Below are 12,904 nucleotides of genomic sequence, written 5' to 3' on the forward strand. Positions count from 1 at the left end.
AAGACTAAAATTTGACATTTTGAATGCACCAGTAAAAACGAATCAATCTTATACTCGTTATTTCAGTTTGTCACCCTCTGGGGATTCAGGCTAGAAGTAAGGTTTCACTCTTAAGTGGTAGCATTAGCGGTTTATTACTAGTACTTGCGGCTTTCTTTCAACTCCAAGGGCAAAGCTGGGGGTCGATTTTGGCGGTGGTAGTTACTGCTGTTTTGGTAGTCGTTTTTGCAGTTAGGCTGGCTAAAACACGCAAATTTATGCCGGCGGGATTAATGACGATTTTGGGTATGTTGGCTTTGGGGGTGATGGTGAGTCAAATGGTGGGGAATTGAGGGGTGAAATTTAAACGCAGAGGAGCGCGGAGGGAAGCGCAAAGGTACGCAAAGTTGTAGTTAGCGCAAAATTTGGTCAATCATTCGGTTCGCCTGGGAAGCATAACCGCCGCCAAATAAATTGAAGTGATTCAAAATGTGATATAGGTTATAGAGTGTTTTTCTTTGCTCATAGCCTGGATCTAAGAGAAAGGCTTTGTTATAACCTTGGTAAAATGCTGCGGGGAATCCACCAAATAATTCTGTCATGGCTATATCAACTTCGCGATCGCCAAAATAAGTTGCTGGATCAAATATTACTGGTTCTCCTGAGTTAGTACATCCGGCATTTCCGCCCCATAAATCGCCATGCACTAAAGATGGTTGCACCTGATGCGCTAATAGTTCAGGGATAGCTGCTAGTAATTTTTCTTCCTGGGGGAAATTTCCTCCGCGTCGCCTTGCCAGCTGAAATTGATAACCCAGGCGATGTTTAATATAAAATTCTGTCCAGTCTGCTGTCCAAGTATTGATTTGGGGCGTTGAACCAATGGTATTGTTAATTTTCCAACCAAAACCTTGACTACTGCTAGCTTTATGCATTGCCGCCAACTTGCGCCCCATATCTTCCCACGAATTGCTGTTACCGCTACCAAGTTCTAACCATTCCAGCACGATGTAGCTAAAATTCTCAGCGACACCCCAGCAAATGGGATTTGGGACGCGAATAGTACCTGTTGCTAGCATTTCTTTTAAACCCATTGCCTCAGCCTCAAACATCGCAACTTGGGATGCTTGGTTCATCTTGACGAAGTAGGTTATCTCACCGTTAGAGATAGCATAACCTTGGTTGATGCATCCGCCACCAACCGATCGCTGTTGCTGACTCTGAAATTTTTCACCAGTCACCTGGCTAATATGAGCATCGATTTGAGTCCACATGATTAAATAAAAGTTAGGAGTGAGGAGTTAAATCAAAATTAGGAGTGAAAAGTTGAGTTCAATCAAAGTTAGGAGTAAGGAGACACAATCATGGCCTTTTACTCCTAACTCCTAACTCCTAACTCCTAACTTTATAATCCCCCATTTTATAATTTACGGCTTGACGACAACTACACCATAAGCATCTGGGGAAAGATACTCTTTGGCTGCTTGCATCAAGTCGGTTGCATTTTGGCTCTGAATATGATTTGGGTAGTTAAAGGCGGGTTCTAAATCTCCCACCAAAGACTGATAATAACCATACAACCCAGTGCGATCGCTTGGTGTTTCATTGGCAAAAATAAATTTGTTCGCTACTCGCCGCCGCACACGGGTAATTTCTGATTCTGTGACTAATTCGGTTTGGACTGTGCGAATATGTTGAGCGATCGCATCTTCTACTTCTGCTAAATTTTCCACTGCACATTTAGCTGAAATATAAAATGTCCCTTGCAGATGATTGCTCATGTTACTCACAGAAATTGAAGAAACTAATCCCCGTTCTTCTCGTAAATCCCTTACCAGTCTTGATGTCCGTCCATGTCCCAAAATTCCGGCTAAAACATCTAGTCCATAGGTGCAATCTAACTGAACCATTCCTGGAACCCGCCAAAGCATCACTAGTCTTGCTTGCTGGAGACTTTCATCTACAAATTCTCGACGGACAATTTCTGTAAATGGTGGCTCAGTGGGGAGTGGGGAGTGGGGAATGGGGAGTGGGGAGTGGGAAGTACTGAGTTTTGTAAATCCTTCAGCAATGGTTGCAATTAATTCTTCTACGGGCAAATTGCCCACAGCTACAGCAGTAATTGACTGGGGTTGATACCAACTAGTATGAAAATCTCGCATTTGTTGGGGTTTCAGTTCGGCAATCACCGATTCTGGCCCCAACACCGCACGGCGATAAGGTAGTTCATCAAAAGCTGTCTCCATCGCCCGCCGAAATGTCCGCCGTTGGGGATTATCTTCTGAACGCCTAATTTCTTCTAAAACTACTAATCGCTCCCGTTCAAAAGCATCATCAGGAATACTCGCATTTGATACTACATCTATTTGTAGTGGAGCAAGCTCGGCAAAATCTTTCGGGGCTGTAGTTATATAGTAATGAGTATAATCTTGGCTAGTAGCGGCATTGGTAACAGCACCCCGTTCTTCAATTCGACGTTCAAACTCGCCGCTAGCCAGTCGTTCTGTTCCTTTAAAAATCATGTGCTCTAAAAAGTGAGCCATGCCGTTAATGCTATCAGATTCTACGGCTGAACCAACTTTAATCCATAAGTTGAGGTTTACAGCTTCAACTGGCATCTGCTCCGCTATGATTGTCAAACCATTGGGCAACTGATGCACGGTTGGGGTATTAAGACGAGGAAGTTTCCGCAGGGTTGAAGTCATTGCTACTTGTGTGAGGAGCTACGTTACTTCTTTATCTTATCCGTCACGGAAAATCATATAAAAAGACCTCTATTATTAAACCAGGAGTTCCCCAAAGAGCCAAAGCTACGCTTTGTCTCCCCTCCCCGATGCTTTGGGGAGGGGATTAAGTGGAGCATCTGGCGCCTGGGGTGTAATGACTGTGGGAATCACAACTAATTATGCGGACATGATATTACACCTTAAACTTCTCTGTAATCCGCTTCATCGCCTCTTCGACATTCTCGCGGCTGTTAAACGCCGAAATGCGGAAGTAACCTTCACCCGCAGCACCAAAGCCAGAACCAGGTGTCCCCACAACGTTGACAGTTTCCAGCAACTTATCAAAAAACTCCCAACTGGATAAACCATTAGGAGTTTTCACCCAAACATAAGGTGCATTCACGCCTCCATAAACTGATAATCCGGCGGCTGTGAGTTTCTCGCGGATAATTTTGGCGTTTTCTAGATAGAAATTCACCAATTCCTTAATTTGTGCTTGTCCTTCTTCAGAGTAAACCGCTTCGGCTCCCCGTTGGACGATGTAAGAAACACCATTAAACTTAGTAGACTGGCGGCGATTCCAAAGTTTCCATAGTTCCACATCGGAACCATCGCCGGCAATTCCATTGAGTGTCTTCGGTACCACGGTTAACGCACAACGAGTTCCTGTAAAACCTGCATTCTTAGAAAAAGACCGAAATTCGATCGCAACTTCTCTTGCACCTTCAATTTCATAAATTGAGTGAGGAATCGATGGATCGGTAATATAAGCTTCGTAGGCTGCATCAAAGAAAATAATCGAGTTATTAGCTTTGGCATAGTCTACCCATGCTTTGAGATATTCTTTAGTAGCAGTTGCGCCAGTGGGGTTATTGGGAAAGCAGAGATAAATTAAATCGACTTTCTTTGAGGGAATCTGGGCGGTGAAGTTGTTATCAGCCGTAATTGGTAGATAAACTAAGCCTTCAAACTCGCCTTTGTCATTGGCATCTCCCGTATTTCCCACCATAACGTTAGTGTCTACATATACGGGATAAACGGGGTCAGTAACGGCAATTATGTTATCATGACCAAAGATTTCTAGAATATTGCCAGTGTCGCATTTGGAACCATCGGAGATAAAGATTTCGGAAGCATCTATATCGGCTCCCCGTGCTTGGAAATCGTGAGTAGCAATTTTTTCTCGTAACCAAGCGTAGCCTTGCTCTGGGCCGTAACCTTTGAAGGTGGTGCGATCGCTCATTTCTTCCACAGCTTTAATCATAGCTGTGCGGCAAGCCTCCGGCAGAGGTTCGGTAACATCACCAATGCCCAGCCGAATTATTTTAGCATTACTGTTCGCTTCTGCAAAGGCATTCACCCGCCGAGCAATTTCTGGAAACAGATAACCCGCTTTCAGTTTCAGGTAGTTGTCGTTAATAGTTGCCATTATGTAGATTATGAAAAAACGCCCTCAAACAGCTTACTGCTAATTTATGAGGGCGATAACTTTGTTATGGGGAGTGGGGAGTGGGAGGAAAATAACTATTGACAAATGACAAATGACAACTAGACATTTACTGGTTGTTTATTTTCGGCTGAGGTGTAACCGTTGCGATCGCTAATTCCGAACTCCGTAAGGGATTCTTGACCTGTAATTAATCTTGCTCCGCGATTACGGGTAAAATAGTTCCATGCCCACTGAATCATTACTACTAATTTGTTGTTAAATTCAATTAAGAAGTAGATGTGAATCAAGAGCCAAAATAGCCATGCAAAGAAACCTTTCAGCTTGATAAAGCCCAAATCTACCACAGCAGAATTGTGTCCAATCATTGCTAAACTACCATAATCCGTATAAGCAAAGGGTGGTAAACTCTTACCTGCAAGTCGTTTTTGGACTAGTTCTGCGACATATTCACCTTGTTGCTTCGCTACAGGTGCAACACCAGGTAGCGGTTTACCATTTTGATGAGAAAAATTTGCTAAGTCGCCAATTACAAAAATATTCGGATGTCCCTTAATACTCAAGTCAGGTTCGACGATGATCCGTCCAGCGCGATCGCATTCGGCACTTGTGCGTTCTGCTAGCACTTTTCCCATTGCTGAAGCTTTTACACCTGCTGCCCATAATACCGTTTTTGAGGCAATTTCTTTAACTTCTTCGCCTTGTTTGAGGGTAACAATATGATTTTCAATATTCGTTACCAGTGTTTTTGTCTGCACAACCACCCCCAAGCGCGTCAAGGATGCTTCCGCTTCTTGTGATAACTCTGGTGCAAAGGGTGGCAAAATCCGATCCAGCCCTTCTAATAGCAAAATCTGAGCTTCTGATGTGTCGATGTTGCGGAAATCTTCTTTGAGAGTTTGATTTGCCAATTCTGCGATCGCACCAGCTAATTCTACACCAGTTGGGCCACCACCAACAATTACAAAAGTTAACCAAGCACGGCGTTTTTCTGGATCGGTTTCTTTTTCTGCGGCTTCAAACGCCGTAAAAATCCGGCTACGCATTTCTATGGCATCTTCTACAGTTTTCAAGCCGGGGGCGAATTCTTCCCAGTTGTCTTTGCCAAAGTAGGAATGCTTGGCTCCTGTGGCGACAATTAATGTATCGTAAGCTATTGCTTCGTCACCCACAGTTACTTGTTTTGCTTCTGGATCGATATTATTCACCTCTCCCAGCAGCACTTTTGTATTTTTGCTCTTACTAAGCACAGAACGCAAGGGTGAGGAAATATCAGCAGGAGATAGCGCCCCTGTGGCGACTTGGTATAGGAGGGGTTGAAAGAGATGAAAGTTACGTTTATCAATCAGAGTAACGTTTACGGCCGCTTTGGCGAGTGTTTTTGCTGCATAAAGTCCACCAAAGCCACCGCCAACGATCACTACTTGATGGGGTGGATTATTGTCAAGTGAATTTACCATAAGAAATATTATCGTGTATGCCCACTATTTTAACTATTCTTAACAAATTTGTATCAAAATTGTCATCATATATTTTGTATTGCTCTTTACATTTGAAAAAGTTTTAAAGTAATTAAAACTACAGGATAAACAGAACTTTTTAAGATGGAGGCTCAGACAATAAGATTTGGCAATATTTGAATTACTCTTTTTATGTAGATTTATCAAAGGTAGATGTATGATTTATGCAAGCTCACTCAGAACTAGTTGATTCTGGTGTTTGTGTTAAACGTGGTGAATGAGTTCGCCGCCAACGGTTAAAGCTATAGACAAGGGCAGCAAAAATTAACAAATAGGGACTGTAAACAATTAGCCAAATACCCAGCTTGAGTAAACCAACGGAAAATACACTAAGGGAGTGAGTAGATTTATTCCAAGTCTCCTGAACTTGCAAACCAAAGGCAGGTTGTGAACTGGTGCTAGAAACTGCTGCTTCTAGGTTCAGCGTAATAGTGGAATAAGCAACTTGATTTTGTAGGCTTTTGAGTTGGGCATTAATTTGTTCTATGGTTTCTCGTACATTACTTAGTTCTTGGGCAACACTAAGCACATCTCTAATGGAACCTGCCCGATCCATAATTTTTTGCAAATTGGCTTCAGTTTTTTGCAAATTGGTTAATCTAGCTTGAAAATCCACCAGGCGATCGCCTACATCTTCTGCCGTGATATTACGACTTTCAACAGTGCCTAATTTAGCTAGTTCTTCCAGGGTAGATTCCAGTCGGTTCTCTGGTATCCGCAATTGGATTGTTGCTGTGTAACGCCGGCTGTCGTTTTTGGGTTGTTGTTGTTTCAACCCGATCAAATCCCCTTGCTGTTTATTGATAATTTGCGAAACTGCATCAATAGTCTGATCTACAGAGTTGACAGTCAAAGATATTGCTGCCTTTTTTATGAGTTGGGGACGAGAACGATTTATTGGTGCAGCTTCCGTCTTTTGGGAACTGCTTTCACTAGCAGGTGCTATTACTTTATTTGCCGTAGCATCGGCTGCAATTTGAGGTAAAGCCTTATTTGCTAAGTCATGGGAAGAGGCGCAACTGGTTAAAATTACTCCTCCTAATAATGCACTCACAAATAAAACAGACGGGCGCGGTAATTTCGTCAAAGCGGACATAATCTATCCTCAGATGGATGAACTTAACCCCAGTATTGCTGATGAAAAATTTAAAACCTGTATTGTTGCAATTTATGTAACAGGGTTAAGCTGAAAAACATCTAACTTGCATAATTGAATTAAATCAAACTCTTGTGGGGTGGGCATCTTGCCCGCCCGGTATATGCAATTTAAATGTTGAGCATCTCCCTCATCCCCCTCATCCCCCTCATCCCCCTCATCCCCACCTACTTAAGGATTCTTATAGTTCATCTGTAGTTACTCAATTTGGGGTACAATTTTAAACCTGCCAATAAATGACGATGCTTGCTGACAGGAGATGCTTCTATGGCCCGGATGTATTATGACGAAGATGCTAATTTAGACCTTTTGGCTGGAAAAACTATTGCTATCATCGGCTATGGTTCTCAAGGTCATGCTCACGCTCTCAATCTCAAAGATAGTGGTTTGAATGTGATTGTGGGGCTATATCCGGGTAGTAAGTCAGTAGCAAAAGCCGAAGCTGCTGGGTTAACTGTAAAAAATGTTGCAGATGCTGCTAATGCTGCTGATTTCATCATGATTTTGTTACCTGATGAAGTCCAAAAAACGATTTACAAAAACGAGATTGAACCAAATCTCGAAGAAGGAAATGTGTTAGCCTTTGCCCACGGCTTTAATATTCACTTTGGGCAAGTTGTACCACCGGCTAATGTAGATGTGGTAATGGTAGCACCCAAGGGACCAGGGCATTTGGTACGACGGACTTATGAACAGGGGGAAGGGGTACCCGCGCTGTTTGCAGTTTATCAAGATGCTAGTGGTCAGGCGCGCGATCGCGCCATGTCTTATGCTAAAGGTATCGGTGGGACTCGCGCTGGTGTTCTGGAAACGACTTTCCGCGAAGAAACTGAAACCGATTTATTTGGCGAACAAGCGGTATTGTGCGGTGGTTTGAGTGCTTTAATTAAAGCCGGATTTGAAACTTTGGTAGAAGCTGGTTATCAACCAGAATTGGCTTATTTTGAATGTCTGCATGAAGTCAAGCTAATTGTTGACTTGGTTGTAGAAGGTGGTTTAGCCAAAATGCGCGACAGTATTTCTAATACGGCTGAATATGGCGATTATACCCGTGGGCCGCGGATTGTAACCGAACAAACCAAAGCTGAAATGCAGAAGATTCTCAGCGAAATTCAATCTGGGCAATTTGCACGAGAATTTGTTCTAGAAAACCAAGCTGGTAAACCAGGATTTACCGCCATGCGTCGTAAAGAAGCTGAACACAAAATTGAAGAAGTTGGCAAAGATTTACGCGCTATGTTTAGCTGGTTGAAAAAAGCTTAAGGGACTTCCAAATAAATAAATATCCAACTATTTATTGTGGGGCGGGCGAGACGCCCACCCCACAAGATTGGATAATTTCTTTCTTGGTAATCCCTAAGCAAAAGAAAAACAATTATCTTTACAGCTATTTATCTGAAAATAGCTGTAACACCATTTCTTTGTGAGGCTGCGCTAAATTTTCTTGACTTCTTATTTGTTTCTTTCTTTCTGTCCTTTGCGGCCTTTGCGGTTCGTTCCTCATATATGGCGCATGTTCATAGAGAATTGGTATAACTTATACTAATTAGCTTTCTTCTTGTTAATGGGATTGAGCGATCGCTCAAATCGACTCAACGCTTGAGAAGAAAGCAAAGTTAGGAATAAATAAACCAAGGCGACAGTTGCGTAAATCTCAAATGAACGATAGTTCTCAGCTACAATCAGCTGTCCTTTGCGGAACAACTCTTCAAAACCGATGATCGCAACTAAGCTGGTGTCTTTGAGCAAGCTAATGAACTGATTGCCCAGAGGTGGCAGCATCCGCCGCAGGGCTTGAGGAAAGATTACATAGCGCATCGTTTGCACTGAGCTTAAACCCAGTGATTGAGAGGCTTCTGTTTGTCCAGGCTCAATTGATTGAATGCCTGCGCGGACAATTTCAGCAATGTAAGCAGCGCAATTAAGACTCAATGCAATCACTGCTGCTACTAAACGATTTAAAGTGAAGGTAAAACCAAAATTTTGGGCTAAAGCAGGTAACCCAAAGTAAATCATAAAAATCTGCACCAGCAACGGCGTTCCCCGGAAAAAGTCTACATACGCCCTAGCAATCCAGGGCAAAGGCGGAGTGGGGAAAAGGCGAACAATTCCAATCAGTGTACCCCCGATCATCCCCAGCAAGACTGAGATTGCTGTGAGTTCAAGTGTTACTAAAGCCCCATTTAGCAAGGTGGGTAGCGACTTAAAGATAATGCTTAATGAGGTAAATAGTTGAGATACGCCTTTTTTGGGAGCCTGGTTTTCGATGGGTGATTTTTCTGGTAGTTGTGGCGGTTGGATACCAAACCACTTTTCGTAGATTTTGGCGTAAGTACCATTTTTCAGCACCGTTTCTATACCTTGGTTAATCGCTTGCAAGTTGGGCGATCCTTTAGGTGTAGGAATGCCATAAAATTCTTCTGTTAGCAGACTGCTGACAACTTTGAGTTTTTCAAGGTTGCCGGTCTTTATACCATATAAGAGAACGACCTGATCATTCAGAACGGCATCGACATTACCATTGATTAATGCTTGAAGGGTTAAGGGTGAGTCATCAAAAGTGCGAATTTCAGATCCGGGAATACTTTTAGCCTTCTGTGCGCCAGTTGTCCCGATTTGCACACCAATGGTCTTGTTTTTAAGACTATCGAAATTGATAATGTTTTGATTGTCTGCGCGGGTGGCGATCGCTACGCCCGATTTGAAGTAAGGGCGCGAGAAGGAAATTGTCTTCACCCGTTCAGCAGTAATTGCCATTGCCGCAACTGCGGCATCTACAGTTTGTGTTTGCAACGCTGGAATCATCCCAGCGAAGGGCATATTTTGGTACTTAACTCGAAAGCCAGAGGATGAAGCGATCGCATTCATTAAGTCAATGTCAAAGCCCTGTAACTCACCAGTGACAGATTGAAACTCGAAAGGCGGAAATGTAGGTTCTGTGGCAACCGTTAGCGTTTTGCCAGCTGCTATGGAATCAGTAGCGATCCAAATTGAAAGCAGAAGCAGACAGCTTAAACCAAGAACTAGCTGAGGTAGCCAACGGATTATACTCAATCTAGCCATATTTTTTAGACATCTCTCATCTCTGTACCTTATTCAAAGGATAATAAAGTCATGGACATGTTGTTGCGGCAAAAACCCTCCTCACAGATGTTCTCCGATATACATTCAAAATTCACTCAATAAATCAGATTTCAAATGATTGCAAATTTTACATTCAACGATCAGAGCGTATTCGAGGATGATTATCTTTACTTTTATGACACGCTGTTGACACCAGAGCGCAGCCAACACCAAGTTGACTTGATTTGCCGACTGCTAGATATACAAGCAGGAATGACTATTTTAGACTTAGCTTGTGGGCATGGACGGATTGCTAATCGGCTAGCGGCTCGCGGTTATAATGTGACTGGACTTGATATTACAGCTTTCTTCTTAGAAAAAGCCCGTCAAGATGCGGCTAGCAACGGTGTTAAGGTAGAGTACCTTCAAGGCGATATGCGTTCCCTACCCTTTAGCGATCGCTTCAACTATATCATTAACTGTTTTACAGCCTTCGGTTACTTCGATGACAATGAAAATAGATCGGTCTTAACCGAAGCGTATCGCGCTCTAAAAGTAGGTGGCAAATTTTTAATTGATATTCAAAATTTTAGCCGCGTCTTGCAAGAGTTTACGCCTGAGTTAATTACTGAGCGTGAGGGTAATTATATGCTCGCACGCAGCCGCTACGATGCGCTTACCAATCGTACCCATACCGAGCGGATTATCATTCGTGATGGAGAAGTGCGGCGCGGTCAATACTATGTTCGCAATTTTACCTTTCCCGAAATCCGCGATTGGCTCTTGCAAACAGGCTTCAGCGAAGTAGAGGGCTATGGTTACGATGGTGAACCGTTCGCCCTTGATAGCCGCCGAATGATTCTGGTAGCAAGCAAATGAAGAGTCCTGACGCCTTTATTCTTAGGACTTACGCAAAAACCCTCTCAAACTCTCATTCCTCCGTGACCTCTGCGCCTAATAAGGTTCGTTTTCCTTTACCCGTGCGTAAGTCCTAATTCTGTTTTAGGACTTAGGCAAAATATCTCTCAAACTCTTATTTCTCCGTGTCGCGCCAGTTGCTTCTCCCAAGGGGAGACGCGCAAGGGACAAGTCTCTTAACCGCAAGGGTACACTGGCTTCTTTGCGCCTAATAAGGTTCGTTATTCCGTAACTTTTGCGGAAGTTCTATGTTTGAAAAATCACCATAATTTTCAGTAATCTCATTTGAAATCTTGAGCAATTCTAAAACCAGCGTGTTGATAAAAGTAGGGACGAAACCAGTTGCGATAAGTTGGTAATGCCATTGCACCATTAGTAGCCCAAGAACCGCCAAGCATCATCTGATGTTTATCATCAAAAAATGGTGCTGCTTGATCTTCGTAAAGTGGATGAGGTTGAAATCCTGGTAAAGCGTTGAATGTGTCCCCCAACCATTCCCAAACGTTTCCTCTAAGATCGTAAAGGAAAGAAGCACTATTAGCTGGTTTGAACATTCCCACTGGGGTGGGGGAAATGAATTGTAAGTTGAGATTATAGTTATTTGATAAGTGCTGATCCTCAGAGGTAAGTAAGGCTTGATTCCATTCGGCTTCAGTCATCAAGCGAATTTCTGAGCCTTGAAAACGACAAAATGCGATCGCTTCGTAGTAATTGACTTCTACAGGCCAGTCTAGGGGTAAGTCTATTTCGTCGAATGTGGCTCGATAGCGATAACCATCCTGCAAGGGTATCCAGAATTTAGGATGTTGGACGTTGTATTGCTTCCAATCCCAAGATTCAGCATTCCAGTAATCTGGATTATTATAACCACCAGCTTGAACAAATTTCAAATATTCGCCGTTAGTGATAAGATATTGACTAGCTAAAAACGGTTTCACTTCAACAGTGCGATCGCCATATTCACTATCCCAACCATAGGTAAGATCATCTTTGGGTTTTCCTAGTTTCACCACACCACCTGGAACCCGCCGCATTTCATTGTTGGCAATTTTACCGTTACTAGGTGCATAATTCCAGCCTTGGGGACGTTTTAGGCGATCGGTAGGCAATTGACGCACTAGCATCGAAGAGGTTTCAAAGTGAATCCGACTATGTTCTATTGCCATCAGCAAAGCCCAGAAGGGGTGCTGTTGATGAATCGGCAGATCCAAGGAAGTATTTTGAATAACCTTTGTAATTGTCTCTCGCGCCTTGTCTCGATATTGCCAAACTTTTTCTACATCAGGCCAGCTAACCCCTTGCATCGCAGCGTCGAGTTCTGTCGGTGTTTGTGGATCAACTCCGATCTCAAATAGGCTTTCGTATTCTGAATTAATTCCAGCTTTGATTAAACCAACGCCAATTAACTTATTAATGAAAAAAACAGCAGAGTGACCAAGATAAAAAATTATCCGGTTTCTTAAAGGATCGGGGTTAAGATAAAAAGTTTCTTCCCCGACCAAAGTTTTCATGAGTGTTTCTTCAAGTTCCCAAGAATTCTCAAAGTATTTTAGCAGGTTTTGTGAACTGCAATCATTGAGTCTGGGGACTTGAGTTGATGTCAGTTTATTTATGGTTAGAACTAAAGCCATGATATTTTTGACAGAACATTCACAGACAAATTACATAAACTACGACTGATTATAAAAAAAGTGTTGTTCATCACATTTTGTCTTGTGTCGTTATGATCAGACAATTTACTAAATTTGTAAATAGATAAAAGGTGTAGTTAAAATTACTCTAATTACGGCTTGTCAAAATAATAGAAATAATGTACTAATGTCGTTGAACAAGTATAGGGGAGTTTAAAACATTTATTAACTGTCTTATTGCTATAGGATTCATATTTGATACGACTTAAGCACAGGTAACGGAAAATCGAACCACTCCAGACACAGAGAAGCCAGTACGCCCTTGCGGGTTAAGAGACTTGAAGCAACTGGCGCGACACTCAGAAATAAGAGTTTGAGAGGTATTTTGCGTAAGTCCTGTTTGATTTTTGAAAAAAATCAGTACACTCTGAAAAAGCTTTTTTGCCACTCCCTACTCCCTACTG

9 protein-coding genes and 1 pseudogene are annotated in these 12,904 nt (G+C 42.6%); 3 read left to right on the forward strand and 7 right to left on the reverse strand.

The features are described from left to right. Positions 1-83: 83 nt before the first annotated feature. Positions 84-332 (forward strand): annotated as a pseudogene (locus V7K32_RS00055) (TMEM14 family protein); the annotation flags it as partial. Between the two features lie 60 nt (positions 333-392). Here the strand turns inward: V7K32_RS00055 and V7K32_RS00060 are convergent. The 5 genes from V7K32_RS00060 to V7K32_RS00080 all read right to left on the reverse strand — a co-directional run bounded on the left by V7K32_RS00060 (position 393) and on the right by V7K32_RS00080 (position 6,768). Continuing rightward, positions 393-1,253 (reverse strand): fructosamine kinase family protein, encoded by an 861-nt coding sequence (locus V7K32_RS00060; protein ID WP_334989156.1) that lies wholly within the window; start codon positions 1,251-1,253, stop codon positions 393-395. A gap of 153 nt (positions 1,254-1,406) precedes the next feature. Further along, positions 1,407-2,684 carry a M16 family metallopeptidase gene (locus V7K32_RS00065; protein ID WP_334989158.1) on the reverse strand — a complete coding sequence of 426 codons (1,278 nt, stop codon included), beginning with the start codon at positions 2,682-2,684 and terminating at the stop codon, positions 1,407-1,409. Positions 2,685-2,898: 214 nt separating this feature from the next. After that, the gene (locus tag V7K32_RS00070) at positions 2,899-4,134 is read right to left on the reverse strand and encodes an LL-diaminopimelate aminotransferase (protein WP_334989160.1); all 1,236 of its coding nucleotides are present in this window, start codon (positions 4,132-4,134) and stop codon (positions 2,899-2,901) included. Between the two features lie 119 nt (positions 4,135-4,253). After that, positions 4,254-5,612, reverse strand: a complete 1,359-nt coding sequence (locus V7K32_RS00075) for an NAD(P)/FAD-dependent oxidoreductase (RefSeq protein WP_334989162.1) — start codon at positions 5,610-5,612, stop codon at positions 4,254-4,256. A gap of 232 nt (positions 5,613-5,844) precedes the next feature. Continuing rightward, positions 5,845-6,768: a DUF4349 domain-containing protein gene (locus V7K32_RS00080; protein ID WP_334989164.1), complete on the reverse strand. Its 924-nt coding sequence runs from the start codon at positions 6,766-6,768 to the stop codon at positions 5,845-5,847. Between the two features lie 327 nt (positions 6,769-7,095). Here V7K32_RS00080 and ilvC point away from each other — a divergent pair, with 327 nt between their 5' ends. Beyond that, positions 7,096-8,091 carry a ketol-acid reductoisomerase gene (gene ilvC, locus V7K32_RS00085; RefSeq protein WP_334989166.1) on the forward strand — a complete coding sequence of 332 codons (996 nt, stop codon included), beginning with the start codon at positions 7,096-7,098 and terminating at the stop codon, positions 8,089-8,091. A gap of 279 nt (positions 8,092-8,370) precedes the next feature. Here the strand turns inward: ilvC and V7K32_RS00090 are convergent, their stop codons facing one another. Continuing rightward, positions 8,371-9,891 carry an ABC transporter permease subunit gene (locus tag V7K32_RS00090; RefSeq protein ID WP_334989168.1) on the reverse strand — a complete coding sequence of 507 codons (1,521 nt, stop codon included), beginning with the start codon at positions 9,889-9,891 and terminating at the stop codon, positions 8,371-8,373. A 135-nt stretch (positions 9,892-10,026) separates the two neighbouring features. Here V7K32_RS00090 and V7K32_RS00095 point away from each other — a divergent pair, with 135 nt between their 5' ends. Further along, positions 10,027-10,770 carry a class I SAM-dependent methyltransferase gene (locus tag V7K32_RS00095; protein WP_334989170.1) on the forward strand — a complete coding sequence of 248 codons (744 nt, stop codon included), beginning with the start codon at positions 10,027-10,029 and terminating at the stop codon, positions 10,768-10,770. A gap of 320 nt (positions 10,771-11,090) precedes the next feature. Here the strand turns inward: V7K32_RS00095 and ovoA are convergent, their stop codons facing one another. After that, positions 11,091-12,440: a 5-histidylcysteine sulfoxide synthase gene (ovoA, locus tag V7K32_RS00100; protein ID WP_334989172.1), complete on the reverse strand. Its 1,350-nt coding sequence runs from the start codon at positions 12,438-12,440 to the stop codon at positions 11,091-11,093. Positions 12,441-12,904 lie beyond the last annotated feature (464 nt).

Origin of the sequence: Nostoc sp. (assembly GCF_036917635.1) — a bacterium.
GTDB lineage: Bacteria > Cyanobacteriota > Cyanobacteriia > Cyanobacteriales > Nostocaceae > Nostoc.

Bases quoted from the DNA above. Each gene is read 5' to 3' on its own strand.
- V7K32_RS00060 (WP_334989156.1), bottom strand. From the start codon at position 1,253: ATGTGGACTCAAATCGATGCTCATATTAGCCAGGTGACTGGTGAAAAA.
- V7K32_RS00065 (WP_334989158.1), bottom strand. From the start codon at position 2,684: ATGACTTCAACCCTGCGGAAACTTCCTCGTCTTAATACCCCAACCGTG.
- V7K32_RS00070 (WP_334989160.1), bottom strand. From the start codon at position 4,134: ATGGCAACTATTAACGACAACTACCTGAAACTGAAAGCGGGTTATCTG.
- V7K32_RS00075 (WP_334989162.1), bottom strand. From the start codon at position 5,612: ATGGTAAATTCACTTGACAATAATCCACCCCATCAAGTAGTGATCGTT.
- V7K32_RS00080 (WP_334989164.1), bottom strand. From the start codon at position 6,768: ATGTCCGCTTTGACGAAATTACCGCGCCCGTCTGTTTTATTTGTGAGT.
- ilvC (WP_334989166.1), top strand. From the start codon at position 7,096: ATGGCCCGGATGTATTATGACGAAGATGCTAATTTAGACCTTTTGGCT.
- V7K32_RS00090 (WP_334989168.1), bottom strand. From the start codon at position 9,891: ATGGCTAGATTGAGTATAATCCGTTGGCTACCTCAGCTAGTTCTTGGT.
- V7K32_RS00095 (WP_334989170.1), top strand. From the start codon at position 10,027: ATGATTGCAAATTTTACATTCAACGATCAGAGCGTATTCGAGGATGAT.
- ovoA (WP_334989172.1), bottom strand. From the start codon at position 12,440: ATGGCTTTAGTTCTAACCATAAATAAACTGACATCAACTCAAGTCCCC.